Raw genomic sequence first — 26,634 nt, 5'->3', positions numbered from 1 at the left:
CTATTTTTCATCAAGAGATACGATTAAATAACGAAGAACAGTTTCCATGATACGAACTCTGCTTTCAATTTCAGCTGGAACTGAAGTTTCAGCTTGGAATTGGATAAAGTAGTAGAAACCTTCTTTTTGCTTGTTGATTTCATAAGCAAGTTTTCTTTTGCCCCAATCGTCAACGTTTGTGATTTCTCCTCCAAAACGTACGATAAGATCTTTCACTTTTTCAAGTGTAGCTACTTTTTCTTCTTCGCTTAATGTTGAGAATAACACAACTGATAATTCATAATTTCTCATTACAGCACCTCCTTTTGGACTTTGGCCCCACGTCATAATGCGTAGAGCAAGGATTACATTACAGTATAATATATTATCATACTTTTATATATATGACAAGCCTTTTTTCTACTTTTAACAATACAATATCTTACATTTATCTGTCTAGGTCCTATTATATTTTTCTCTTCACACTCTTTTCAAATTTTTCCCTTGAAATCATTATTAAATGATTACATGCAGAGCACCTTAATTTAAAATCTGCACCTATACGAAGGATTTCCCATTTATTACTGCCACATGGATGAGGCTTTTTCATTTCAACTAAGTCGCCTGTTTGATAACTCACTTTTTGTCCTCCTCTTAATATATAATCTTATTTTAATATTATTATACATTTTTTATTAAATAAATCCTACAGTAATCTAACTACTACAAAAAGGCCTAGAATTCTTCTTCTCTAGAATCCTAGGCCTTTTTAAGGCGGCAACCAGATTTGAACTGGTGATGAAGGTGTTGCAGACCTCTGCCTTACCACTTGGCTATGCCGCCATATATTTAGTATATGCACTAATAACGTGATATAATACAATGTTTTAAATAACAAAAACTCCCCGAGTAGGGTTCGAACCTACGACCCTCCGGTTAACAGCCGGATGCTCTGCCGCTGAGCTATCGAGGATTAGTAAGTATTTAACTTATTTAAGGCGGCAACCAGATTTGAACTGGTGATGAAGGTGTTGCAGACCTCTGCCTTACCACTTGGCTATGCCGCCATAAAATGACCCGTACGAGAATCGAACTCGTGTTACCGCCGTGAAAGGGCGGTGTCTTGACCGCTTGACCAACGGGCCTTATTTAAACTCCCCGAGTAGGGTTCGAACCTACGACCCTCCGGTTAACAGCCGGATGCTCTGCCGCTGAGCTATCGAGGATTATTTCTTTTACTCTCTTGAGCACTTATGAAGTATATCATATCCATTGACTTATGTCAACACCTTTATACTTCCAAAACTAAACACAATTTTTATTTAACCTTCATTATCTAGGTCAAACCCTCGAACCGTTAGTATTGGTCACCTACACATGTTACCATGCTTACAGCTCCAACCTATCTACCTCATAGTCTCTAAGGGGTCTTACTCCTTTCGGATGGGAAATCTTATCTTGTGGTCTGCTTCACGCTTAGATGCCTTCAGCGTTTATCAGATCCAGACTTGGCTACTCTGCTATGCCTTTGGTAAGACAACAGATGCACCAGTGGTCCGTCCATCCCGGTCCTCTCGTACTAAGGACAGCTCCACTCAAATTTCCTGCGCCCACGACGGATAGGGACCGAACTGTCTCACGACGTTCTGAACCCAGCTCGCGTACCGCTTTAATGGGCGAACAGCCCAACCCTTGGAACCTGCTTCAGCTCCAGGATGCGATGAGCCGACATCGAGGTGCCAAACCTCCCCGTCGATGTGAACTCTTGGGGGAGATAAGCCTGTTATCCCCGGGGTAGCTTTTATCCGTTGAGCGATGGCAATCCCACTTTCATACCACCGGATCACTAAGTCCTACTTTCGTACCTGCTCCACCCGTCGGTGTCGCAGTCAAGCAACCTTATGCCTTTGCACTCTTCGAATGGTTTCCGACCATTCTGAGGTTACCTTTGAGCGCCTCCGTTACTCTTTAGGAGGCGACCGCCCCAGTCAAACTGTCCACCTGACATTGTCCCAGACCCGGCTAACGGGCCATGGTTAGAAGTTAAGTATTACAAGAGAGGTATCCCACCGGCGACTCCACCTAGACTGGCGTCCAGATTTCTCAGTCTCCCTCCTATCCTGTACATGTAATACCCAACCTCAGTATCAAGCTACAGTAAAGCTCCACGGGGTCTTTCCGTCCTGTCGCGGGTAACCAGCATCTTCACTGGTACTACAATTTCACCGGGTGCGCTGTCGAGACAGTGCCCAAATCATTACGCCTTTCGTGCGGGTCAGAACTTACCTGACAAGGAATTTCGCTACCTTAGGACCGTTATAGTTACGGCCGCCGTTTACTGGGGCTTAAGTTCAAAGCTTCGGATTTCTCCTAACCTCTCCCCTTAACCTTCCAGCACCGGGCAGGCGTCAGCCCTTATACATCACCTTTCGGTTTAGCAAAGACCTGTGTTTTTGTTAAACAGTTGCTTGGGCCTATTCTCTGCGGCCTACCTAAGTAGGCACCCCTTCTCCCTAAGTTACGGGGTCATTTTGCCGAGTTCCTTAACAACGCTTCTCCCGTCGGCCTTAGGATTCTCTCCTCATCCACCTGTGTCGGTTTACGGTACGGGTACCTATCACGCAATAGCAGCTTTTCTCGGCAGTGTGGGTTCAGCAACTTCTCTACTTTAATTTCGATCCCCATCACACTTCATCCTCGTTCCCCGGTTTTTCCTTGGGAATGCGACTTTGTGCTTGGCCCAGGATACCATTCCTGGGATTGCCTACCCTCCTGCGTCCCTGCAGTTCTGATAATAGGTAGTACTGGAATATGAACCAGTTGTCCATCGACTACGACTTTCGTCCTCGCCTTAGGTCCCGACTTACCCAGAGCAGATCAGCTTTACTCTGGAAACCTTGGATATTCGGCCTACAAGATTCTCACTTGTATCTCGCTACTCATTCCGGCATTCTCACTTGTAATTACTCCACAGCTCCTTACGGTACTGCTTCTGCGTCGTTACAACGCTCCTCTACCAATCCAACTAAGTTGAATTCCATAGCTTCGGTGGTGTGTTTTAGCCCCGGACATTTTCGGCGCAAGATCTCTCGACTAGTGAGCTATTACGCACTCTTTGAATGAGTGGCTGCTTCTAAGCCAACATCCTAGTTGTCTTCGAAATCTCACATCCTTTTCCACTTAACACACACTTGGGGACCTTAGCTGATGGTCTGGACTGTTTTCCTTTTGACCACGTGTCTTATCACTCGTAGTCTGACTGCTGACGGTATCTTGATGGCATTCTTAGTTTGATATGCTTCGGTAAGCTTGTAGGCCCCCTAGGCAATTCAGTGCTTTACCTCCATTAGACTCCTATCAACGCTAGCCCTAAAGCTATTTCGAGGAGAACCAGCTATCTCCGGGTTCGATTGGAATTTCTCCGCTACCCACACGTCATCTCCACCTTTTTCAACAGATGTGAGTTCGGACCTCCATTACCTTTTACGGTAACTTCATCCTGCACATGGGTAGGTCACCCGGTTTCGGGTCTACTAACAATGACTATTTTGGCGCCCTATTCAGACTTGGTTTCCCTTCGGCTTCGTACCTCCTGGTACTTAACCTTGCCACAGCTAGTAACTCGCCGGACCGTTCTACAAAAAGTACGCGGTTGCACATCATATGGTGCTTCCACTGCTTGTAAACATAGAGTTTCAGGTTCTCTTTCACTCCCCTCCCGGGGTTCTTTTCACCTTTCCTTCACAGTACTATGCGCTATCGGTCACCGAGGAGTATTTAGGCTTGGGGGGTGGTCCCCCCGGCTTCCCACAAGGTTTCTCGTGTCTCGTGGTACTCTGGATACTGCTAGGCTTCACTTGGATTTCGCTTACGGGATTTTCACCCTCTTTGATGAGACTTTCCAGACTCTTCAGCTATCCGCATTCTTGCCACAACGCAGTCCTCAACCCCAGATTACAAGTAATCTGGTTTGGCCTGTTTCCCTTTCGCTCGCCGCTACTTAGGAAATCGATGTTTCTTTCTCCTCCTGAAGGTACTTAGATGTTTCAGTTCCCTTCGTTCCCTTCCTATAGTTATGTATTGGCTATAGGATGACAGAGGTTTGCTCTGCCAGGTTTCCCCATTCGGATATCTACGGATCAATGTTTATTTGCAACTCCCCGTAGCTTTTCGCAGCTTATCACGTCCTTCATCGGCTCTCGGTGCCAAGGCATCCACTCTACGCTCTTAGTAGCTTGACCTATTGCTCATTATTGAGCGGTCTAATCATGCTTTCACATGATTGGTGCCTTGTTAATTACTATTTCTAGTAAAAACAAAGAATGTTTTAAGTCATTTCTGACTATATCGGTTAAATTGTAGATTTTACACCCTGACAAACATTTTTGCATTATACAATGCGTGTACATTTATCGTTAGGCGCAAGTTATATTGCTATAACTTACAAATCTATTTTAATTGTGTTTAGTTTTCAAAGTACAAATTGTCCTATTGTAAGGACAGTGGAGATTAAGGGATTCGAACCCTTGACCCCCTGCGTGCAAGGCAGGTGCTCTCCCAACTGAGCTAAACCCCCATATGGTGTTTTTTATTATTGAGTTAATCCTATCATCACTTCTTAAAAGTGAATAGGCCCGAGTGGACTCGAACCACCGACCTCACGCTTATCAGGCGTGCGCTCTAACCACCTGAGCTACGAGCCTATATAAAATGTGGCAACCACTTACTCTCCCAGTCAGTCTCCCGACAAGTACCATCAGCCGCTTAGGTCTTAACCTACGTGTTCGGAATGGAAACGGGTGTTTCCCCTAAGCGCATCATCACCACAAATGAGTGAAATATTCATTTACTTCAATGAACTTTCAAAACAAAATAGTAACTAACAAACCATCGATTTCTATCCTTAGAAAGGAGGTGATCCAGCCGCACCTTCCGATACGGCTACCTTGTTACGACTTCACCCCAGTTATTGGTTTTGCCTTAGACGGCTCCCTCCCCGAAGGGTTGGGTCACCGGCGTTGGGCCCCCCCAACTCCCATGGTGTGACGGGCGGTGTGTACAAGACCCGGGAACGTATTCACCGCGACATTCTGATTCGCGATTACTAGCGATTCCAACTTCATGTAGTCGAGTTGCAGACTACAATCCGAACTGGGACTGCTTTTTTGAGGTTTGCTGACTCTCGCGAGATCGCTTCCCTTTGTAGCAGCCATTGTAGCACGTGTGTAGCCCTAAACATAAGGGGCATGATGATTTGACGTCATCCCCACCTTCCTCCAAGTTATCCCTGGCAGTCTCTCTAGAGTGCCCAACTTAATGCTGGCTACTAAAGATAGGGGTTGCGCTCGTTGCGGGACTTAACCCAACATCTCACGACACGAGCTGACGACAACCATGCACCACCTGTCACCAATGTCCTAGCAAGCTAGGAAAGGTCCGATTAAAGACCGATCATCGGGATGTCAAGTTTAGGTAAGGTTCTTCGCGTTGCTTCGAATTAAACCACATGCTCCACCGCTTGTGCGGGTCCCCGTCAATTCCTTTGAGTTTCAATCTTGCGATCGTACTTCCCAGGTGGAATGCTTAATGTGTTAACTTCGGCACCGAGACCCGTAAGCCCCGACACCTAGCATTCATCGTTTACAGCGTGGACTACCAGGGTATCTAATCCTGTTTGCTCCCCACGCTTTCGTGCCTCAGCGTCAGTTATGGTCCAGAAAGCCGCCTTCGCTACTGGTGTTCCTCCGAATCTCTACGCATTTCACCGCTACACTCGGAATTCCACTTTCCTCTCCCACACTCTAGTTCATCAGTTTCAGAAGCAGCTTAGAGGTTGAGCCCCTAAATTTCACTTCTGACTTAACAAACCGCCTACGCACCCTTTACACCCAGTAAATCCGGATAACGCTCGCTCCCTACGTATTACCGCGGCTGCTGGCACGTAGTTAGCCGGAGCTTCTTAGTCAGGTACCGTCATTTTTTTCTTCCCTGCTGATAGAAGTTTACAATCCGAAGACCTTCTTCCTTCACGCGGCGTCGCTGCATCAGGCTTGCGCCCATTGTGCAATATTCCCCACTGCTGCCTCCCGTAGGAGTTTGGGCCGTGTCTCAGTCCCAATGTGGCCGTTCACCCTCTCAGGCCGGCTATGGATCGTCGCCTTGGTGGGCTGTTATCTCACCAACTAGCTAATCCAACGCGGGTCCATCCTATAGCGATAAATCTTTACTATAATAGTCATGCGACTACCGATAGTTTATGCGGTATTAGCGTTCGTTTCCAAACGTTATCCCCCTCTATAGGGCAGGTTACCCACGCGTTACTCACCCGTCCGCCACTAAGTTCTAGGAGCAAGCTCCTATCACTTCGTTCGACTTGCATGTGTTAAGCACGCCGCCAGCGTTCATCCTGAGCCAGGATCAAACTCTCATAAAAAAGTTTGTCCGTGTAGTATCTCTACTACTGACTATTTTACTTAGTACAAGTTGTACTGATTCTCATCTCTTATTAGAGACGTAATGAATCGACTGGTTTATAGTTACTATTTTGTTTTCAAAGTTCATTTGTCGACGCCGACTTTCCTCAGCGACGTATATTATATTATCATGTCATTTTACTAGTGTCAACTACTTTCTACCATTTTTTCATCCTTTATTTTTATATTTTTAAATAAGACTTGTGATAAAGTAATAAGTTATTTTATCACAAGTCTTATTTAAAAATTAATTATTTTAGACCGTATTCCTACACAGCTCTATTTATATATGAAACAAATAATTATATACCATAATAATTAAGTTATTTTCATACAACCATTTCGATAAATAACTTGATTGTATTTCTAAATAAATACTTTGTATACTAGGTATCTCAATCAAGATTGGAATAATAAGCCCAACGATAGATAACATTAAAATCCCCTTAATAATCCCTAAACATAGCCCCCCTTGTTTATTAAATGTTGAAATAATGGGTAAATGCTCGATAATTCCTGATAAAAGTTTAATAACTGTGGTTAATATTATCTTTAGAACTACCCATGTTAAAAATAGTGCTAGCATCCCCATAAGCATTTGAGTAACATAAAGACTTATATACTCTTTAATATTAGTAGCACCCAATAAGTCATACATAGCTGTATTGTTATTATTTTTAACCTGTTCAACAAGTATATCCGGCATCCATGTAATATTTTTCGTAATAGCATCTCCCTGTGATTGTAAGCCTCCACCAAATGAAATATCTTCTACCTTCTTACTAATAGTCTGATAAATCCATGTATAAACTGGTGTTATCCTTAATAACATCGTCATCATAGGATAAACAATAAAAGATAATACTAATGCTATAATTGAAGTTCCAAATGTCAAAATTGACTTTATAAAGCCTCTTTTATAGCCTATTATACCAAAAATACTTACTACGATAATAACACTCAAATCTAGCATTTCTATTTTCTCTCCTTTTTTGGGGTAAGTAAAATAACTTTTTCTTTATTTATGGCAATACCTCTCTTCAAAGTAGTAGAATAAATCACCTTACTAACATCTAGAGTAGGACTATATTCAAAAATCAAATTTCCTAATCTGTCATATCCCTTAAAGATCCCCTCACTTTTATAAACTACTCCGCTTGAATCTGAATAAAAACTTTCGGCTCCTTCTTTTAGCTGTAATTTAAATATTTCTTGACCTTTCGAATTCAAATAAATTAATTGATCCTGGCGATGAATAATATTTTGAGCTGGTTTTTCACTTATAATAAGAGGGAGGTACCCATCACCATATTTACTCATTTCCATTATATATGGAGTAAATACTGAATATAAATTGCTCTTTGTTGTTTGTTCGTTACCTTCGGTATCATACCATGTTACCTTTTTATCGCCTACACTTACTAAAGTATTCTCATTTATAAATTCAAGAGCATAGATAAGATTATCTTTTTGCTTTATTCCATATTTAATATTATCTAGTTGTTCTGTCTGTTTATCAGTAACATCAATTCCTATTAGTGTTGATACTACTTGTGGCTCATTTATATTTATGTAGCTGACAAGAAGCAAGTTGCTATTAGGAGATATTTCGGCTACTATTGGATAGCCGTCATTTTCTATAAAACTTGTCCTTTTGCATATAAATTTACCGCTCTTATCGTAAGCCGTTACAGTATGAGATTTTTCATTTTCTTCTATAGTCACCATACTTCCTTCTTGATTGACAGAAAAATAAATGATTGGATTAGTTGTAGTTATTTCAGTCTGTCTTCCTTTATCATTAAATAAAATAACACTTTTTCCATCTTTGCTTCCTACTGCAATATATGGTGTCCTCTGCTTAACAATAATGCTATTTAAACTTAATGTATCTGACCAAATTTCCTGCTTATCAAAATCATATGCTGTAATTCCATCTGTAGTTATCTTATAAATTTGTTTGTTATTTACTCCAACATACGTTTTCTCTTTAGTATCTAATGTTAATATAGTGTCACTTTCTATCAAGGTTGCTTGTCCTTCATTATATATATTAATCCATCCCTGAAGCTCTGCTATGTAAACAAAGATCCCCATAACAATAATGAGTAGTATGATATTTGTAATTTTAAACCGACGTTTTTTAATAACATCTGTCATTCTGTTTCCTCCTCTATTAAATCCCTTCTTTTATCATACAACACATAGAATTTTTTTCAAAGAAAGATTTAAAAATGAACATAATAAAAGGCCCAACATTTTACTTAGTGTAGCAGAAACTTTTATATTTCTATTTCTCCTTTTTTAAGCTATTATGTTGTAGCCCTTTATTTCTAAATCATTGTCCTATATAATATTTGATATTTCTTTGCTGCATCATCCCAAGAAAAGTCTTTTTTCATTCCATTAATTTGCATTTGTCTGAAATGTTCTTTTTCATTGCTATAAAACCATTGAGCCTCTTCTATTTTTTTATACATCCAATATCCTGAGCATTCCTCAAATTCAAATCCGGTTCCTTCTCTAGTTTCCATATTATAATGAATAACTGTATCTTTTAATCCACCTGTTTTTCTAACAATAGGTACCGTCCCATATCTCATAGCAATAAGCTGCCCTAAACCACAAGGTTCAAATAAAGAGGGCATTAAAAATACGTCGCTAGCAGCATATATCTTTTGTGCTAAAGCCTCGTTAAAAGTTAGAAATACATTGGCTCTTCCTTGATACTTATATGCAAAATGTTTAAACATATCCTCATACTCTTTTTCACCTGTTCCTAGAATAACAAATTGAACATTAAGTTGCATAATTTTATCCATAACCCACATATTATAGATTTGTTCTTTCATTAAATCAAACCCTTTTTGGTCCGTAATCCTAGACACCACACCAATCAACATTGCATCTGTTTGTTCTAATCCATATTCTTTTTGAAAAGCTAACTTGTTCTTTTTCTTTTTATCTAATGTGCTCTCTGTATAATTCTCATATATATACTTATCTGTTTCTGGGTTATATATATCATAATCTATACCATTTAAGATGCCTTGAATTTTATAATAAAGCTTCTGCCCTAATAAACGATCTAATCCACATCCATACTCATTAGTTTTAATTTCTTCTGCATAAGTAGGGCTAACTGTTGTAATTTTGTCCGAATAAAGTAAACCTGCCTTCATATAACTCACAGCACCATGATATTCGATACGCTCTGGTGTCATATAGTCATTTGTTAACTCTAAAACATCCAAGGCTTCTCTGCCAAATAGACCTTGATATTTTATATTATGTATTGTATATACTGTTCTAACTTTTAAAAAAAATGTGTCTCGACTGTACATCTCTTTTAAAAATAAACAAATCGGACCTGTTTGCCAATCGTTGCATTGAATAATATCTGGCATAAAGTCTATATATCTGAGCATTTCTAATACACCTTTGCAAAAGAACGCAAAACGTTCATAATCATCTTGATATCCATATAGTTCTGGTCTTGAAAAATAGGTATCACTTTTTAAGAAGTAAGTCGGTACAATTTGGTCATCATAATAAATACCGACACCTTGAATACGCCAACCTAGATATACATCATAGCTTGTTAAAAAATGTTTATCATGTTCAAAAAATTTATTTCTTATAGATTGATAGTATGGCATTACCACTCTTGCATCCACACCTTGTTCTCTAAGTTTCTTTGGTAATGCTCCAATAACATCTGCTAATCCACCTGTTTTTGCATAAGGAGCAACTTCGGATGATACAAATAAACATTTAAGTGTAGCGTCTTTCACTTTTATTCCTCCGATTCTAAAAATGATATACTTATATATTATCATACACTTATTTTTGTTTATTTGCACACAATTATTTGTTTTTTTACTATTTTCGCGTTATTTCTGCTTATAAATAGGTAGCTTTAATTCTTGTCCTACATATATTTGATCTGTATTTTCAATATTATTAATTCTAGCTATATCTATTGATTTTTTAGCTTCCCCATACTTTTTATAACTAATGTCTGCTAGGGTATCACCTACTTGTACTACGTATACTTCGTAATCTTGGTTTTCCGCCAAAGAAGTTGATTGATTTTCTTGTTTATTCTCGTTTATTCCTGTACTTTGCTGTGTTTCTTCAGCTTCTTCTTTTACCTGTTCATCCATAATTCCAGTATCTGAAACTTTTAAATTTGTCTCGTTTTCTATAGTTGCCGGTGTAATTGCTAAATTGATATCTTCACTAGTCATTTGATTCATTGTTGCATCACTATTTGCCACTACTGTATCTGCTAATCTTTTATTATCATTCATTTTTACAATAGCAGCTGTTAATGCAATCAAAACGACGCTTGCTATCATAACTGTAAAATTTAAATTTTTACGTTGAGTATATTCAGTCTTTCTTATCTTACCTATTTCTCTAAATTGATTAACAACTGCATCTCTCATTTCCTCTTTCGCCCCATTATTAAATGGATGATCCAACATATACTGTTGCATTGCTTCATTTCGTTCGTAATACATACAGTATCCTGTCTGCTCTTTTAATTCTTCGTCTTCATAGACAAAAGCAGTTTCTATCTTATTTATAGCATCCACTAATAAGCAAATACTTCCACTCCCTTCAAATACACTTTTATGTTCCCTTACTTCTTTCATCGTTAACATAGTTCCATATCCAGGTTGCATATGCATCCAGCCAATAATATCTTGATCTTTAAAATAACACTTTCTCTTCTGCTCTATATCTTCTAGGACATTACCATCTATCCACTCACTATCTTCTGCTAGCAGCTCCATGTTAATAGGAATAATACCTCTTACAACAGCTTCTTTACTCTCTCCATAGATCTCTCCTATTAATATTGCTGAACTTTCCTTTGCTAAATCCGCCTTTGCTAATTGATAAATATATGTATATACATAATCTTCAATGAAGATGTGATATTTACAATCCATCTCTCCAATTATCTTGAGATTATCTAACTTCTCATGATTTTTTTTGTTACTGCTAATAGCAATAATCTTACTATCTTCATTAACTTCTTCTACATTTTCTTGGCTTGTACCATACCTTAGTAATTCTTCTCTTTCCTCTAACATATCTACAGATTTCTGTAAGTTCATCTTTCTACCATGGTCTTGTTTTCCTTGGTTCTTTCCTGGTCTATAACTCATTTTTCCCACTTGAATCACCTTCCATTTTTATCCATTTTTGTTTATATCATACTACACAGAAGGTTAATATTTTAATGTTTGTTGTCGATGATTCCACTTTTTTTATTGCCATATATAACATTTATTTTTTGCTTTTTGATATTTTATTCAAGAATTCATTATTTTTCTTAATTATATAGACCATATTTTGTATAAATTGTGTGATTACTACAGATAACTTATATGTAAATAAATCCCATATGAATTAGTAAATAAATCACAACAAAATTGGAAGACTATAAAGAGATTTAGAAAGTGGTGATATATTTATGGATTTAGATTATAAACGTAGTTCCACCTACATTAATGTTAACGAAGAAAATCCTCTTAGTTTATTTTGCAAGCACTTTTCCTCTTACCTATCACTTTATTTACCTCTTCATCATAATGAGCTTGTAATTGTCTGTATCGGTACAGATAGAGCTACTGGTGATAGTTTAGGTCCCCTTGTTGGCTATAAGCTTAAAGAACTTTCTTATGAACAAGTCACCCTATATGGTACTTTGAACGATCCCGTCCATGCTAAAAACTTAGAAGAGACTTTAGAAACTATAATAAAAGACCACCCCAGAGCTTTGGTGGTGGCCATAGATGCTTGTTTAGGTGCTGCTGAAAATGTTGGTTGCCTTACACTAGGTGAAGGCTCCATCAAGCCTGGCGCAGGCGTAAAAAAGGATTTACCTCCTATAGGACATATCCATATCACTGGTATCGTTAACTTTAGCAGCTTAATGAATATGGTCATACTTCAAAATACCAGATTATCACTTGTCATGAAAATGGCTGACACCATTGCTTCTGGTATAAAGTATTGCTTATGGAGATATTATCAAGATTAAAGATCTAGCTTTAAGTCATTATCTCTAATCCAATTTTTCTTTCTCATTATCTCTGCAAATATCCAAGTAAGTATTGCAGGTAAAACAAAACAGATAAGTGCAATCTCTATTAATAATATGATATTATTAGTTCCTTTTTCTAACATAGTCTGCCACATTAACAGTGGACCTACAAGTCCTGAAGTTCCCATTCCTGATCCAGTTGCAATATTTTCTAATTTAAATACGACTGTTGATAGAGGTCCTGTAATTGCACTTGCTAAAATAGGCGGAATCCATACCTTAGGATTTTTAATAATATTAGGCATTTGTAACATAGAAGTTCCTAGTCCCTGTGCTACAAGTCCATTTACTTTATTTTCTCTGTAACTCATTACAGCAAAGCCTATCATTTGAGCTGCGCAGCCTGCTGTTGCCGCCCCACCGGCAATCCCTGATAAATCTAAGATGACACCAATGGCTGCAGAGCTAATAGGCAAAGTTAAAAATATCCCCATTACCACTGATACGACTATTCCCATCAAAAAGGGTTGTAATTGTACTGCTACTTTAATAAGTTCACTTAAAAGAGTTGTAAAAGCAGATAAAGAGGTTCCTATCTTATAAGCTACAAAGCAACCTGATATAATTGTCACCGCTGGTGTTAATAAAATATCTAGCTTGGTCCTTCCTGATACAAGACGTCCAATCTCTATTCCAATAACAGCTGCAACAAATGCACCCATTGGATCTCCTGGGCCTGATAATAAAATACCACTTTCTGTTATAATCTCTCCCGCTACTAATTTAGCACCATACGCACCTACTAAACCATTTAAAATACTAGAATACATAACAAGTTTGCTTGCCCCTAATTGATGTGCAACACCTACAGCAATTCCTACTCCCGTCATAACAGTTGCTAATGCCCCTAATTGCATTAAAAATTGCCCTATCCATATATTGGGCATAAATGAGCCTATTTGCTTAATAATAGTCCCTATAAGTAGTGTAGAGAAAAGTCCTAGTGCCATACCACTTAGGCCTTTTATTAGATACCTATCCACAAACTTTTTCCCATATGTACGCCACATTTTTATATTATCCATTATTTTTCTCCCTTATCTTGCATTTTACATACAATATATCATGTGTCATGTCACCAGTCAATTAGCCTTGTCTTTTAACACAAAAAGGGGCCGTCGCATTAAGCATTTCAGCTTATATTTATACAATCATCAAGGCAATTAAATTTGATCTAGCCTAGCAAATTGTATATTTATAAGTTATATGCTTTTAGTGCGACAGCCCCTTTGAACCCTTTATATTAACTATGAATGTGTCACTAAATACCCTTTGGTATTTAATTCCTCTTCTATAATATCTAATTCCTCTTTGCTACTAGCTTCAATAGTATGCATATGCATCCCATCAGTTAGACTTAACAGTGTACTAGCTTTTGTCTCTTTTAGCTTCTCCACAAACTGTTTAATCTCTCTACGCGTTTTTATCATTAAATCTGCAACTACTTCTCCATAGACAGGATGCATAATAATCACATTTCTTACACGCCCACCATTATCAATAATAGTATTAAGTTCATCCTCAGCTTCATCATGTGTATGCTTAACCCATATTACCCGTTGTAACATGTTAGATGCATCTTGATTAAGAATATACCCTCTTGCAGTAGCCAATATATCATATCCACTTGCACGAAGTAATGCCACATCTTGAACGATAACTTGTCTACTTACTTTAAAATGCTTAGATAAGTATGTTCCACTTATAGGTTTTGTTTCTCTTTCTAATAATTTTAGTATTTCTTCCCTTCTTTGTTCTCCATCCATTGATTACACCCTTCTCTGAACTTATGTTTTAGTTCTATAATCAAATTATAGCAGATAAGTACTAGGGTTGCAAAACATCCTATTCTATAAATAAGTCCCTGGAAACTCAAATTAAACATTTCCACTCATTAATACAATAAATTGTTATTTTCCTATATTCAACTATGAAAAATGATATTTTTCATTCAAATAAAGCCTTATAAATGAGCTTATATGGCTTCATTTATAAGGCTTTATTTGATTTATCTATAATATTATTTATTAAGTCTCGCTAAAAGTGTTTCTCTAAGTGATTCAAATCCTTTTTTGCCTAAAAGTGCAAACATATTTTTCTTATATTCTTCTACACCTGGTTGGTCAAATGGATTAACTCCTAATAAATAACCACTAATACCACAGGCTTTTTCAAAGAAATAAATAAGTTGTCCCATATGGTAAGCATCAATAGCTGGTAAGTTAACAACCATATTAGGTACTCCACCATCTACGTGAGCAAGAATAGTTCCTTCATATGCTTTTTTATTAACAAAATCCATTGTTTTTCCAGCTAAATAATTAAGACCATCTAAATCAGATGCTTCTTCTTCAAGTACAACATCTTTTCTTGCATTTTCTACATTTATAACTGTTTCGAATAACATTCTTTGACCATCTTGAATATATTGACCTAAAGAGTGAAGATCTGTAGAAAAGTTAACTGATGAAGGATAAAGACCTTTTTGATCCTTGCCTTCACTTTCTCCGTATAATTGTTTCCACCATTCACCGAAATATTGTAAACAAGGTTCATAGTTAACAATAATTTCTGTTGATTTCCCTTTTCTAAGAAGTGCATTTCTTACAGCTGCATATTGGTAGCAAGCATTTTCTTCTAAATTTGGTGTTGCAAACTCGACTCTAGCATCTGCTGCACCTTTCATTAATTCATCAATATCAATACCTGCTGCTGCAATAGGTAAAAGTCCTACTGGTGTTAAAACGGAGAAGCGACCACCTACATCATCTGGAATAACAAAGGTTTCGTATCCTTCTTCTTTTGCAAGTGTTAATAGAGCTCCTCTTGCTTTGTCTGTTGTTGCAAAGATACGACTTTTAGCTGCTTCTTTTCCATACTTTTCTTCCATAAATTTTTTGAATACACGGAAAGCAATTGCTGGTTCTGTTGTTGTTCCTGATTTTGAAATAACATTAACGCTTACTTCTTTGCCTTCACATACATCTAAAAGGTCCTTTAAGTAAGTTCCAGAAATATTATTTCCTACATAATAAATTTCAGGTGATTTTCTTTGGTCTTTGCTTAATGCATTGTAGAAGGTATGACTTAAAGCATCAATACATGCTCTAGCCCCTAAATATGAACCACCAATACCAATTACAATAAGTACATCTGAATCTTTTTGAATTTTTTCTGCTGCTTTTTTAATACGAGCAAATTCATTTTTGTCATAATCTACTGGTAAATCAATCCAACCAAGAAAATCGTTACCAGCTCCTGTTTTGTCATGTAGCATTTTATGTGCGGTTTCCACATGTTCTTTGAAATATGCTACTTCATGTGCTTGTACTCCTGTTTTAGAGTAGTCAACAGTAATTTTACTCATGAGTTAAACCTCCTAATTTTCGACAGGTTAATTTATTTTTTAACTACTTCATTATAATTCAATTTATCTTCGAATGAAATAGTTAATATTATTATAACTGCCAAAATTTTTATAACGTATTATTACTATTATAAGCACTTTTATTAATATTTATGATTTCAGTAGTCTCTTATAAGCATCTTAAACAAACCTCTTCTTATAAATTAATCAAAGTTATCAACCACCACTTCAAGTGGTGGTTTAATTTTGTCCCCCCCCAGGGCTTAATACTGGCTTACGCCTAAAGGCGCGTTTCGCAGTGCCATTGTGACTTGCCGCCTCTTAAAGAGGCCCTCTGCTACTTTTAACCTTGTAATTTATCAGTTTCTTCTTGTTGTTTAATATACTCTAATATTGTTGCTTCATTAACATTGCCTACTGTTGCAACATAATATCCTCTAGCCCAAAAGTTCCTTTTCCACTTCGTTCCATACTCTAGATGTCTATCAAAAATTTGTAGACTACTTTTACCTTTTAAAAATCCCATCAACTCAGATACACTTGATTTTGGTGGAATGCTCACATACATATGAATATGATCCTTACATACACTCCCAGATATTAATGTTACTTGTTTCATTTCACACAACTTTTTTATTATCTCTACTAAATCTTTTCTTACTTTCCCATACATTATCTTTCTACGATGTTTGGAATGAAAACTATATGATAGGTGCAATTCCACCTTGTGTGTGATAAACTTATATTGTCCATCAGGATCGCCTCCTATGATTTGATATGTCCTGCGAAACCAATATCATTCTATCATAGGAGGCTTTTAATATTCGATGTATCGCTACTGCTTATTCCATTCGCCCCAGCTCAGCTGGGGGATTAATATTTGTCATTTATAAATGTGTACTATCATACAATATTTCTTTTCTTCATATTTTACTCTATAATTTATTTAAATTATTAATAAAACCAATAATATCCCGCTCTGTTAATCCTTCTTTGGACTCAATCTTGTATTTATTAGTATCACTCCCCTTTTTATCTTTTTTATCTTTTTTATCTTCTTTATCTTCTGATATCACATAACTTAAAGCCTTATTTTTAGCTTGAGTTAGTACTACTAATTCCTTGGTTTGTTCTTTTTCTAATACTGTTTCTTGCCCAATATTATTGACTTTAACCTCTTTATTGACATGGAGTGGGTATGCATTTAATATATAGTCTTCTACTGACACAATAATTGCTTCCTTTTTTTCTTCTAATGCCTTTATAATTATATACATCTCCGCTCCAATGGCTAATAAAATACTAGAAATAATGACTACTACGCCCTCAAAAGATGTAGTTACATTATTAATATAACCAATAGCCATCTCTAGCACGATGATTCCCCACATAACATATTTAGATTTATGTGCAACATTATTTACACCTATAAAAGTAAATTTACCAATGTATTCTTTAAGTAAACTGCTTTTTATCATGCTATATACATCTGGTGACTCATTTTCTTGATCTGTAAATTTCTGATATCTCTTTATGATATCATCAATAAAAGCTATACTTTCTTCTGTTCGGTACGCTCTTTTATTCGTATATATGTGAGTGCTTCTTTCAATTTCTTTGTACTTCTTTTCTAACATAATATGACTTAAAATAGTAATAAGTATTATGGCTATTTCAAATATCAATAGAAATATTAGCATGTCCTCATCTCCTTCTTATTATTTTACCATATTATTACATTTAATGAAATATTTTATATTTTATTTTTTTAAAATATTTTATTCTTCAAGCTTTATTATTTATATTATAACGAGTTATGCTAGTTAAATTTATAAGTAAAATAAGCTCCAATCATGTGATATCTTACCCTTAAATCAAAAAATAAAATGGGGGACATCACATGTTAGAGCTCAAATACTATTCTGCCAAGAAATTAAAAATCTAAAAGATTTCTTTTTAGTTTCTTACGTTATTATCGATGATATTTATCATAAAGTTTTTCCTGATAAAATTCGTTTCAGACGTAATTATTCTGAATCTAAATTATCGGATAGTGAAATACTCACCTTGGCTATCGTTGGTGAAATACATGGTATTTCATCTGAAAAAGCGTGGTTTAACTATGTTCGTAAAGATTTTAAAGATCTATTTCCTAACTTAAGTCATCGCACACGTTTTAATCGAACGAGACGAAATCTTGAATCTGTTATTAATGCTATTGGAAAGAAATAGGTAACTATCTCGGGTACAATAACTCGGATATTTACATCACAGATAGCATGCCTATTTCAGTATGTGGCTTTAGTAGGGCACATTTTAGTAAACGATTCAAAGATATTTCATCTTATGGCTATTGTGCTTCTAAAAAAGAAACTTACTATGGCTTAAAATTTCATGCTGCCATTACTTTAGACGGCTACATTACAAATATAGAACTTACAGCTGCAAATGTAGATGATAGAGCAATCCTTTGGGAGCTACTTCTTAATTCTTACGATACTATTGTATTAGGCGATAAAGAATATATTGGTGATGATATTGCTCAAGATCTGAAGCACGAAAAAGGCATGGCCTTATTAGCTTTCAGGCGAAATAATAGTAAAAATCCTTATCCAAAAGACTTAAGGAATTAGATTAGTAAACATCGAAGACGTATTGAAATAACCTTTGCCCAGCTAGATGACCAATTTCATGTTAATAAGATATTGGCCAATTCATTAAGTGGATTAAAGGCTAGGCTTCAAAGTGAAATTTTAGGTCACAATATTTCTTACTTCATAAACAAGTGCCTTGGTAATAAGGCAAATGGACAGATAAAACATCTAATATTGGGATAAATAAACATTGATATAATTATTCTAATAGCATTATATCTATTGTTATTACCATATTTATCCTGATCGTAATTAAAAGTTAATTAGCACATGTAGTTATTATAATTTTTTCCCCACCAAATTATTCTTTACGACTCCATATCCTCCTACTTATTAAAATGATTTTCATCAAAAAAGTCCTACATATAGTTGATTATACATTCACTATATATAGGACCCATAACTACTGAATTTTTTCTCTAATGTATATTAGGAATCTCATTAAACTTGACTACTAACTCTTGATCAGGTAAATTGACTACTTCTGTAACTAGAGACCCTGGCAGCCTTAGTGAAGTGCCCCCTGGTATATTAACAATAATATACTGTTGGCGCTTAACTTCAACCTTGATATTAGTTACCTTTACCTTAATAGAATATGCAGCATCTACATAAGCAGATTTATATGCATTAAGTTCTACTTCTGAACTACTTTCTTTCACTCCCTGTGTAGGAATATATGCTACAATTTGATAATCATCTGCCTTTATCCAGTTGCCGCTATATTTAAATTTAATATTGCCTGTTGATGTAGCAGCAGGTGTAATTTGAAATTCAGATGTACTCTTATTAACATATTTATATTTTTTGTCACCACTAGGATAAGATCCGTCTTCTACTACAACGCCACCAGTAGCTTTATCTGCATATAGCATAACCTCGCAATTCTTACTTCCACTATCTGGGATAAATTCCAGTTCTGCACTTACTGATTTAATCTCTTTAATATCTGGATCTTTATTTGTAATCTCTGACATTTTAATACCGTACCCTATGGTAGAAGTAGAATATGGAACTATTTTATCCTCTCCTACAGTAGCTGTAACTGTTTGAGTTGGTGTAGCTTCAACTGTCCCCTCTTCATAAATAATAGGAATTTCAATAACCGCTCTTTCAATACTAGGGCTACCTGCTACTACAATATTATTGTCTATATCATAATAAATTGTATTCCATTGACTGGCATCCGTTTCTGCTTTTAGGCCTACATAAATCTTCATTGGTGTAACACTTGTATCATTAATTTGGAACCAATAGCCCTCTAGACTCTTAGTAGGATCTTCCCAGGAAAACGATGTCCTACCTTCACTATTACATACCAACTCTTTATCCATTCCTGCTGTTGTTCTTATTTTAATATTAGCTCCTGTATAGACTGTACCTGTTTTAGTTGTTTTATCATAATTCCTGTAAGCAACTAATACATAATTAACATGCGTTCCTACAGCCGTTTTTCCTATCATTGTATTATTTGGTGTAAATACTGTACCACCTGTAATATTAACAGGCACACCCTTTGCGTCATTTTGAGTCTTGCCCCCAGGTACATCTCTGTAATTTCCAGCACCTATATCATTTGTGTAGGTACCACCTCCACCTTCCGCATAAATCACCCCACCAGATATATTAATGCTATTTGCATCATTATTTCCTTCTCCACAGCCAATACCTGCTCCATTGGCTCCTCCTTTGGCATACTCAATATTTCCACCTGAAATATTAATTTTAGCTGAACGAGTCTTTCCACCCCCAATACCAGCCGCATTCTCTCCACCTTGAGCTAACTTAATTAGGCTAGTACCTGTGATATTAATGGTCTTTTGCGCCCCATTAGGGCCACAACCGATACCTGCTCCATTTTTCCCTCCAATAGCTTTTTCAATAATAGCACCATCACCAATATTAATATCTGCTCCACGTTCGTATCCACCACCAATTCCGGCAGCATCATCTCCACCTTTAGCATATACAATAGTTGTATTTCTTATGTTAATAGTCATATTACAGTCTTTATCCTGAGCACCTCCACCAATTCCAGCAGCCTTGTATCCACCAATAGCTCCATGATAATTATTAGAGGCATCTAATTTTCCTATTGTTCCCCCGATAATATCAATTACTCTTACACCACTTTGATTTCCAGCCCCAATACCTGCAGCGCCATTAGAACCAATAGCATCAATAACGTATGCATTTTCACTAATCTCTATTTTGTCTAAATTTTCACCATTTGCTGAGCCACCAATGCCTGCTCCACCATTAGATCCACCTTGAGCCATTTCAATAACTGCATTACCTTTAATTGTAACACTCTTTACAGATCGTTGGTGCCCTGAACCAATTCCTGCTGCATTATTACCTCCTGTGGCTGTGATATTACCACCTTGAATAACTATATGTCCACCATGATTAATATCTGTTCCTCCAATACCTGCACAGGAATTTGCCCCTACTACTGTAAGTTTAGCAACTTCGTCTGCAGCATCAATAATCAACTTACTATCTCCATTATCAACTAAAACTGCTGCTGAGTTATTAGCCATTATGCTATTTACCCCTTTTAAATACAAATAATTTTCTCCTGATGTTTTAGCGATTTGAATACTACCGTTCACTATTTTTAAATCTTGTACAGTTAACTTAAGTGGCAATGACCTACCCGCTGCTTTAATAACAAGTCCAGTATAAGTCTTAGATGTACTCCCTTTAATTGTAAGGTTAGTTATATTACTTGGAATTTCAATCGTTCTATTAGCATTAGCCTCTAACATACTTATGTCTAAAACCTTATTATTTGCATTTTCCAAGTAAGTTGTGTCAACCTTTCCCCAATTTTCAGGTGCTACTGATACCATAGTTGTCACTTCTGCTAAAATAGGCACCGTCATAAATGCCATACATAAGCATACTCCATACGTAAGTACTTTTTTAACTATTCTTTTATTCATATTCCACTCTCCTTTTTACTATATGACTTTTTTATTCTTCCAAGTCGTTAGTCCGGTGAACATACTTATTTATTATATATTATTATAATATTTTGTTTTTTTCAATTATTTATTTTGTTCAATATATTTTTTAGCTTATTTAATAAATTTATATTCAACTTTTGTTAACATTGCGCAAAAGTTTTATTTGCTTATTTATATATGCTTTTATTAATAAACTCAACTTGTTAACCTATAATCCTCTTCTATAAACACATTTATCTTATTTTTTGCTATTTTTAACCTTCAAAAAGCAATATTTTACTCTATAAATTATTTTTTTACTCATACTTCTTTTTAAGTATTTGTATATTTTTTTGTTCTTTCAAATCACCAAATGTACAATATATTACAATTCCTTATTAATTAGTTTTTGTAAAAAAAGTAAGGCATTAGACCATAACTCTAATGCCTTACTTTTTTATTCACAATTTTGACTATAACGTCTTTAAAATACCTTCGATCATTCTACTAGCATTTTTAGCTGCTACATCTACAAATTCTTCGAAGTTAACATCTGCGCTTTGGTCTGCTTTATCAGAAATAGCTCTGATAATAACAAATGGTACTTGATTTAGAAAGCAAGTATGTGCAATCGCTGCGCCTTCCATTTCTGCACAGTATGCTGTAAAAGTAGAATAGATATCTTCTTTTACTTTCATGCTACACACAAATTGGTCACCACTAGCTACTCTTCCTACATATACTTTACCTGCGCCTTTAAGCTTTTCTGCAGCTTTTTGAGCGACTTCAATGAGCTTTTGGTCAGCTTCAAAGTAAGTTTTTTTCATACGTGGAATTTCCCCTCTAGGATTTCCTACTGCTGAAGCATCCATATCGTGCTCTACCGTATCACTAGAAATAACAATATCTCCAATGTTGAGTTCTGGATAAAGCCCACCTGCTACTCCTGTATTAATAATATATTCTGCATGGAATATATCTACTAAAACCTGTGTACATACAGCTGCATTTACTTTACCAATGCCACATCTTACAAGTACAATCTCTTTTTCTCCTACTGTTCCTACGTAGAAAGTCATACCTGCTATTTCTTTTTGCTCTTTAACTTCCATTTTTCTTTTAAGAGATATAATCTCTTCATCCATTGCACCTATAATTCCTATCAACCTTGTATCTCCTTCCACTAAATCGGCTTTTTCACTTAGCATTTAATTTATCTTTTCTTTCGTTATAATCTTAAGCTAAATAAGATACTTTGGCAACTGCTTCTCTTTTATTAATTAGATTATGAAATTAACACCTATCCTTTTAACTTTATAGTTTTTAACAAAATATACTTTGTGTATGCCATATATAGGGACATCGTAACTTTCTAATAACTTCATTAATTCTGTTTCCTATTAAAATTCAACTAAAGTGTTGTATAAAATAGCACAAGCTATTTATATGAATTAATTAGTGTCCTTTATTATTAATTAATGTTATATCTTATATAACACCCTGGTATAATATGCTCTCCTTTAATGAAATTATTTCTTAAGCATTGTCTTACTTTAGTTTTCCCAATTGAGCAAGTAGAACTGGCCTCATTTTTTGCCATACCTTTTCTACATTCTCTCCTTCATTTCCCTGCATATCCCAGCCTGCCTTAATATCATCATAATAATCAATTCCCACATCGATCATAACCTGTAACCAGTTATATACCTTCTGTACACTTACTTGATTAGGGTCATAATTAATCGTCAATATACCTTTATCATAATCTACATCAATATTATTAATACCTGGCATTAACGTTATAGCTTTCTGAGCATAGGTCTCATATCTCTTATATTCATCTTCTACTTTTTTAATCTGTGCCACATAAATTTGAAGTTTACCTGGAGTATTGGATACGACTTCTAACTTAATCATATTTTTTATAAATTGTTTTTTTATTCCTAACATATCAAGGCTCCTTTCTTTATAGTTACCTTATGTCATTTCACTTAAGTTTAGACGTATTTCCTCCAATTTTTAAATGGGCACATTCTCCAATATCCTCGAAAACAGTTCTTCCTCCTTGTGTTACCTTAACTTCTATTTTTGAATCTATACACTCATAAACATCCCTAATAAGATGTCCCATTGGCGATGCTATTAGTGGAACATCTTCTTTGCCAAAAACTTTAAGGTCAATTACCTTTGATTTTTCTGTGATAATCAAATGAATATAACCTTTGTAGCGATATAATTTGGCAATATGAGCCCCAGTATAATTAGCATAAATTTCTGTCTTATCATTAAAATAAAAGGGCATAGCAAAAGCAGTATAATAATTCAAAAAAATCGGCATTCTAGCCACTCCTACCATCATGGCAGCATCATGTTTTTGAAAATGATTACACTGCATCCAAAGCCATACATTTGGAAAACTTTTTCCCCAATCCTTGTCTAAAGCTCCTCTTCCTTCATCAAAACTAATTTCTTTATTGTTAAAATTAATTTCTCCCATAATAATATGGGTTAAAGATAATACCTCGTGATAAGAATTTAAAAAAGGCAGCCATTTAATAGGACCCATTAATCCCGGTCTCCAGAATTTTGTTTCTAACTGCTTTCCTTGGGAGAAAATAATCTTTCCATTTAATTGAAATTTCCCTTCATCTAAATCTAATTGAATAAAGTCTCTTGATAAAACATTATTTTCAATAGTTATACTATCACTAGTATAGCTAAATGCTTCAATAGGGTATTTTACAATACGATTCAAATGCGGTATATTGCTACCTATTTGTATAAAAGCGTATTTTTCTTTTCCTTGTAGTAAAACGCCTAGAACTATACTCAGCATATGTTGTTTTGAGGCATCTACTAAATAGACATGCCATCTTTCAAAGTAATCAGTTTTCTTTAAACTTCCATAAAAAAATTCTTCTTTATTTATAATTCCCATAGTAGCACCTCTTTTTTTCATACTACTATAGTTTTGTCATTTCATTATAAGAATATACTTTTATTTGTCATTGCTTTTAGCAGGATCTTTCTTAGATAAAACGCTATAATTATCTTTAAAAAATTGGTTAAGTCGTTGCATAGAAGCAATCAGTACCTCATTGTCTTGATCTGATAAATTATCTGTCATTGTTCTTACCATTTTTTCATGAAAAGCCTCATGAACACGATAAGCTAATTTTCCCTTTTTAGAGAGTCTTATTTCCACATAACGTCTATCTGTTTCTGATCTTTCCCTTAAAACATATTCTTTCTTAACCAAACGATTAATAGAAGTAGTCAACGTTCCCACTGTGATACCTATTTGACTTGCTACTTCTGTCATTGTTCTATCCTCTAAACCTATGGCTTCTAAAACATGCATTTCTGTAATAGATAAATCACTAAAGTGTCCATTTTTTAGAGATTCTTTCTCTATATTAAGTATGTCATTAAATAATTCTACTAATAGTTCATTTACAATCTTAATCGAACCTTCCATCTTTCCCTCCGTCGCTCCTTTGACTTCATTTATAAAGCCTTGATAAAGAAAGTTTAAAAGGGTGAACTTATCTTGTCAAGCACTGCTTATAAATTTCTATTTTTTTGTCAATAATTGTTATAGGAGGTGCACAATGAAACTTACTCACGTAGAAGCTTCTAGAAAACTTATTCGTAAGTTTTGGGGGCTTTATATTTTAAACTGCACAGATATACTTTTTACTTATACCTTTTTAAAAACCGGAGGCTTTTACGAAGCTAATCCATTTATGCGTTCTATTGTTACTAATCCTTACTTGTGTTTACTTATAAAAGTTATTTTGCCTGGCATAGCTATACTCTTCTTAGTTCACTACTTAGAGCATAATACAAAACCACTTGCTCATATTTGTCAATGGGCTTCCAATTTTATCATTTTGGTGTATTTTCTTATCAACACCCTGCATATTTACTATTTTTTTACAATCATCTCCTAGAATTTAGCTTGCTTAGCTTTGTAGCCTCATATATACTTATTTTAATATTAACTACAAAATGTGACTTGTTTCAAAGGAACAAATAAAATTCAGTGAGGTACATTATGATTGTCTTTAATTTAATTCGCGGTATGTTTATGGCATTTGCCGATAGTGTTCCAGGTGTTTCAGGAGGTACTATTGCATTTGTTATGGGATTTTATAATCAGTTTATTGATTCTATTAACGCCCTTACATCTCGTTCTTCTAAAGAAGAGAAAAAAGAAGCACTTATTTTTTTATTAAAAATAGGTATAGGCTGGGCAGTAGGTATGATTATATCTATTCTTTTTATTGCTTCTATATTTGATACTTATATTTATCATGTTAGTTCTTTATTCCTTGGCTTTATCATATTTTCCATTCCACTTATTTATAAGGAAGAAAAAGAAACTATCAAAGAAAATACTAAACATGTAATCTATTTACTTCTTGGTATCATTATCGTAGCACTTATTACCTATTTTAACCCTGTTTCAGGTGGTAGTGGGGCTGAAATAAGTAGTAATCAATTTTCTTTCGGCTTAGGCGTATATGCTTTTATTGCAGGTATGATTGCTATCTCTGCTATGGTTTTACCAGGTATTTCAGGTTCTACTTTACTATTAATATTTGGACTATACTCGACTATTATCACAGGTGTAAAAGACATTTTACATTTTAATTTTGCTTCACTTCCTTTAATTATTGTTTTTGGTATAGGTGTATTAGTCGGTATTGTTAGCGTTGTCCGTATTATAAGTAAGCTACTCAAAACTAAACGTTCACAACTTATCTATTTTATTTTTGGTTTAATGATTGGCTCTCTTTATGCTGTTGTTATGGGGCCAACTACTTTAGATATTCCTAAAGCACCCATGTCATTATCCACCTTTAATATTATTTTCTTTATTATAGGCGCGCTTATTATCTTCGGTTTAGAAAAACTTAAAACCATTATGCAGCGCTAAATCTTATTGGCTCATTTTTATTATTATTCCTTATAAGATTAAATAAAATCACCATTTACTATTTGTAGTGGTGATTTTATTTTAAAATTTTAGGGAAAAGCTATTCTGTTTACATATAGCTTATTGAAGTAGTTGTTCTCTGGTTTC

At 35.3% G+C, this 26,634-nt stretch carries 18 protein-coding genes, 7 tRNA genes, 3 rRNA genes and 2 pseudogenes; 4 read left to right on the top strand and 26 right to left on the bottom strand.

Going from position 1 to position 26,634, the window contains the following annotated elements:
* From rpsF to CLOLE_RS05465, 16 genes are all read right to left on the bottom strand, one after another.
* On the bottom strand, positions 1–291 hold the full coding sequence (gene rpsF / locus CLOLE_RS05535; protein ID WP_013656100.1) for a 30S ribosomal protein S6: 291 nt from the start codon (positions 289–291) through the stop codon (positions 1–3).
* Positions 292–445: 154 nt separating this feature from the next.
* Positions 446–619, bottom strand: a complete 174-nt coding sequence (locus tag CLOLE_RS22365) for a DUF951 domain-containing protein (protein WP_013656099.1) — start codon at positions 617–619, stop codon at positions 446–448.
* Between the two features lie 132 nt (positions 620–751).
* Positions 752–822, bottom strand: a tRNA-Cys gene (locus tag CLOLE_RS05530).
* Positions 823–880: 58 nt separating this feature from the next.
* Positions 881–952, bottom strand: a tRNA-Asn gene (locus CLOLE_RS05525).
* Positions 953–975: 23 nt separating this feature from the next.
* A tRNA-Cys gene (locus tag CLOLE_RS05520) sits at positions 976–1,046 on the bottom strand.
* Between the two features lie 6 nt (positions 1,047–1,052).
* Positions 1,053–1,124, bottom strand: a tRNA-Glu gene (locus CLOLE_RS05515).
* Between the two features lie 9 nt (positions 1,125–1,133).
* Positions 1,134–1,205 (bottom strand) — tRNA-Asn (locus CLOLE_RS05510).
* A 111-nt stretch (positions 1,206–1,316) separates the two neighbouring features.
* A 23S ribosomal RNA gene (locus CLOLE_RS05505) occupies positions 1,317–4,220 on the bottom strand.
* A gap of 262 nt (positions 4,221–4,482) precedes the next feature.
* Positions 4,483–4,555 (bottom strand) — tRNA-Ala (locus tag CLOLE_RS05500).
* Between the two features lie 53 nt (positions 4,556–4,608).
* Positions 4,609–4,682 (bottom strand) — tRNA-Ile (locus CLOLE_RS05495).
* 7 nt (positions 4,683–4,689) lie between these two features.
* Positions 4,690–4,807: ribosomal RNA gene (gene rrf / locus CLOLE_RS05490) — 5S ribosomal RNA — on the bottom strand.
* A gap of 79 nt (positions 4,808–4,886) precedes the next feature.
* Positions 4,887–6,412 (bottom strand): 16S ribosomal RNA (locus tag CLOLE_RS05485).
* Together the 16S, 23S and 5S rRNA genes with 7 tRNA genes alongside form the textbook arrangement of a ribosomal RNA operon.
* Before the next feature lie 323 nt (positions 6,413–6,735).
* A complete protein-coding gene (locus CLOLE_RS05480) occupies positions 6,736–7,425 on the bottom strand; it encodes a CvpA family protein (protein ID WP_013656098.1) in 690 nt (229 codons plus the stop codon).
* Between the two features lie 2 nt (positions 7,426–7,427).
* Positions 7,428–8,612: a DUF5711 family protein gene (locus CLOLE_RS05475; RefSeq protein WP_013656097.1), complete on the bottom strand. Its 1,185-nt coding sequence runs from the start codon at positions 8,610–8,612 to the stop codon at positions 7,428–7,430.
* A 173-nt stretch (positions 8,613–8,785) separates the two neighbouring features.
* The gene (locus CLOLE_RS05470; RefSeq protein ID WP_013656096.1) at positions 8,786–10,246 is read right to left on the bottom strand and encodes a glycogen synthase; all 1,461 of its coding nucleotides are present in this window, start codon (positions 10,244–10,246) and stop codon (positions 8,786–8,788) included.
* 99 nt (positions 10,247–10,345) lie between these two features.
* Entirely contained in the window at positions 10,346–11,641 is a 1,296-nt protein-coding gene (locus CLOLE_RS05465; protein WP_013656095.1) for a LysM peptidoglycan-binding domain-containing protein, read from the bottom strand.
* Positions 11,642–11,940: 299 nt separating this feature from the next.
* On the opposite strand from CLOLE_RS05465, the gene yyaC reads away from it, so the two are divergent.
* The gene (gene yyaC / locus CLOLE_RS05460; protein ID WP_013656094.1) at positions 11,941–12,510 is read left to right on the top strand and encodes a spore protease YyaC; all 570 of its coding nucleotides are present in this window, start codon (positions 11,941–11,943) and stop codon (positions 12,508–12,510) included.
* Here the strand turns inward: yyaC and CLOLE_RS05455 are convergent.
* From CLOLE_RS05455 to CLOLE_RS05435, 5 genes and pseudogenes are all read right to left on the bottom strand, one after another.
* Positions 12,507–13,598, bottom strand: a complete 1,092-nt coding sequence (locus CLOLE_RS05455) for a PTS transporter subunit IIC (protein ID WP_013656093.1) — start codon at positions 13,596–13,598, stop codon at positions 12,507–12,509. The two genes, yyaC and CLOLE_RS05455, sit on opposite strands and share 4 nt — an antisense overlap.
* A gap of 222 nt (positions 13,599–13,820) precedes the next feature.
* Complete coding sequence (locus CLOLE_RS05450; protein WP_013656092.1) at positions 13,821–14,339, bottom strand: transcription repressor NadR; 519 nt, start codon at positions 14,337–14,339, stop codon at positions 13,821–13,823.
* A 254-nt stretch (positions 14,340–14,593) separates the two neighbouring features.
* Positions 14,594–15,940, bottom strand: coding sequence for a glucose-6-phosphate isomerase (locus tag CLOLE_RS05445; RefSeq protein ID WP_013656091.1), 1,347 nt, complete (start codon positions 15,938–15,940; stop codon positions 14,594–14,596).
* Positions 15,941–16,283: 343 nt separating this feature from the next.
* Positions 16,284–16,693: pseudogene (tnpA, locus tag CLOLE_RS05440) on the bottom strand (IS200/IS605 family transposase).
* Positions 16,694–16,875: 182 nt separating this feature from the next.
* Complete coding sequence (locus CLOLE_RS05435) at positions 16,876–17,640, bottom strand: hypothetical protein (RefSeq protein ID WP_013656090.1); 765 nt, start codon at positions 17,638–17,640, stop codon at positions 16,876–16,878.
* Between the two features lie 214 nt (positions 17,641–17,854).
* Between CLOLE_RS05435 and CLOLE_RS05430 the strand changes: the two are divergent.
* A pseudogene (locus tag CLOLE_RS05430) lies at positions 17,855–18,777 on the top strand (IS982 family transposase).
* A 236-nt stretch (positions 18,778–19,013) separates the two neighbouring features.
* On the opposite strand, the gene CLOLE_RS05425 reads toward CLOLE_RS05430, so the two are convergent.
* The 5 genes from CLOLE_RS05425 to CLOLE_RS05405 all read right to left on the bottom strand — a co-directional run bounded on the left by CLOLE_RS05425 (position 19,014) and on the right by CLOLE_RS05405 (position 25,023).
* Positions 19,014–21,542, bottom strand: a complete 2,529-nt coding sequence (locus tag CLOLE_RS05425; RefSeq protein WP_013656089.1) for an autotransporter outer membrane beta-barrel domain-containing protein — start codon at positions 21,540–21,542, stop codon at positions 19,014–19,016.
* 476 nt (positions 21,543–22,018) lie between these two features.
* Positions 22,019–22,753, bottom strand: a complete 735-nt coding sequence (locus CLOLE_RS05420) for a 5'-methylthioadenosine/adenosylhomocysteine nucleosidase (RefSeq protein ID WP_013656088.1) — start codon at positions 22,751–22,753, stop codon at positions 22,019–22,021.
* Positions 22,754–23,093: 340 nt separating this feature from the next.
* Positions 23,094–23,495: a heavy-metal-associated domain-containing protein gene (locus tag CLOLE_RS05415; RefSeq protein ID WP_013656087.1), complete on the bottom strand. Its 402-nt coding sequence runs from the start codon at positions 23,493–23,495 to the stop codon at positions 23,094–23,096.
* A 37-nt stretch (positions 23,496–23,532) separates the two neighbouring features.
* Positions 23,533–24,483 carry a tocopherol cyclase family protein gene (locus CLOLE_RS05410; protein WP_013656086.1) on the bottom strand — a complete coding sequence of 317 codons (951 nt, stop codon included), beginning with the start codon at positions 24,481–24,483 and terminating at the stop codon, positions 23,533–23,535.
* 60 nt (positions 24,484–24,543) lie between these two features.
* A complete protein-coding gene (locus tag CLOLE_RS05405; protein WP_013656085.1) occupies positions 24,544–25,023 on the bottom strand; it encodes a MarR family winged helix-turn-helix transcriptional regulator in 480 nt (159 codons plus the stop codon).
* Positions 25,024–25,156: 133 nt separating this feature from the next.
* Between CLOLE_RS05405 and CLOLE_RS05400 the strand changes: the two genes are divergently transcribed.
* Both CLOLE_RS05400 and CLOLE_RS05395 read left to right on the top strand, forming a co-directional pair.
* Entirely contained in the window at positions 25,157–25,498 is a 342-nt protein-coding gene (locus CLOLE_RS05400) for a DUF5658 family protein (protein WP_013656084.1), read from the top strand.
* Positions 25,499–25,602: 104 nt separating this feature from the next.
* On the top strand, positions 25,603–26,487 hold the full coding sequence (locus tag CLOLE_RS05395; protein WP_013656083.1) for a DUF368 domain-containing protein: 885 nt from the start codon (positions 25,603–25,605) through the stop codon (positions 26,485–26,487).
* The last annotated feature ends 147 nt before the right edge of the window (positions 26,488–26,634 follow it).

Source organism: Cellulosilyticum lentocellum DSM 5427, from assembly GCF_000178835.2.
Lineage (GTDB): Bacteria > Bacillota > Clostridia > Lachnospirales > Cellulosilyticaceae > Cellulosilyticum > Cellulosilyticum lentocellum.
This window is presented reverse-complemented; position numbering and strand designations above follow the sequence as displayed.

Excerpts from the sequence above, each read along its gene's own strand:
- CLOLE_RS05445 (WP_013656091.1), bottom strand. The coding sequence starts at position 15,940 with ATGAGTAAAATTACTGTTGACTACTCTAAAACAGGAGTACAAGCACAT.
- CLOLE_RS05420 (WP_013656088.1), bottom strand. The coding sequence starts at position 22,753 with ATGCTAAGTGAAAAAGCCGATTTAGTGGAAGGAGATACAAGGTTGATA.
- CLOLE_RS05415 (WP_013656087.1), bottom strand. The coding sequence starts at position 23,495 with ATGTTAGGAATAAAAAAACAATTTATAAAAAATATGATTAAGTTAGAA.
- CLOLE_RS05480 (WP_013656098.1), bottom strand. The coding sequence starts at position 7,425 with ATGCTAGATTTGAGTGTTATTATCGTAGTAAGTATTTTTGGTATAATA.
- CLOLE_RS05435 (WP_013656090.1), bottom strand. The coding sequence starts at position 17,640 with ATGCTAATATTTCTATTGATATTTGAAATAGCCATAATACTTATTACT.
- CLOLE_RS05425 (WP_013656089.1), bottom strand. The coding sequence starts at position 21,542 with ATGAATAAAAGAATAGTTAAAAAAGTACTTACGTATGGAGTATGCTTA.
- CLOLE_RS05450 (WP_013656092.1), bottom strand. The coding sequence starts at position 14,339 with ATGGATGGAGAACAAAGAAGGGAAGAAATACTAAAATTATTAGAAAGA.
- CLOLE_RS05400 (WP_013656084.1), top strand. The coding sequence starts at position 25,157 with ATGAAACTTACTCACGTAGAAGCTTCTAGAAAACTTATTCGTAAGTTT.
- CLOLE_RS05410 (WP_013656086.1), bottom strand. The coding sequence starts at position 24,483 with ATGGGAATTATAAATAAAGAAGAATTTTTTTATGGAAGTTTAAAGAAA.
- CLOLE_RS05455 (WP_013656093.1), bottom strand. The coding sequence starts at position 13,598 with ATGGATAATATAAAAATGTGGCGTACATATGGGAAAAAGTTTGTGGAT.
- yyaC (WP_013656094.1), top strand. The coding sequence starts at position 11,941 with ATGGATTTAGATTATAAACGTAGTTCCACCTACATTAATGTTAACGAA.
- CLOLE_RS05475 (WP_013656097.1), bottom strand. The coding sequence starts at position 8,612 with ATGACAGATGTTATTAAAAAACGTCGGTTTAAAATTACAAATATCATA.
- CLOLE_RS05395 (WP_013656083.1), top strand. The coding sequence starts at position 25,603 with ATGATTGTCTTTAATTTAATTCGCGGTATGTTTATGGCATTTGCCGAT.
- CLOLE_RS05405 (WP_013656085.1), bottom strand. The coding sequence starts at position 25,023 with ATGGAAGGTTCGATTAAGATTGTAAATGAACTATTAGTAGAATTATTT.
- rpsF (WP_013656100.1), bottom strand. The coding sequence starts at position 291 with ATGAGAAATTATGAATTATCAGTTGTGTTATTCTCAACATTAAGCGAA.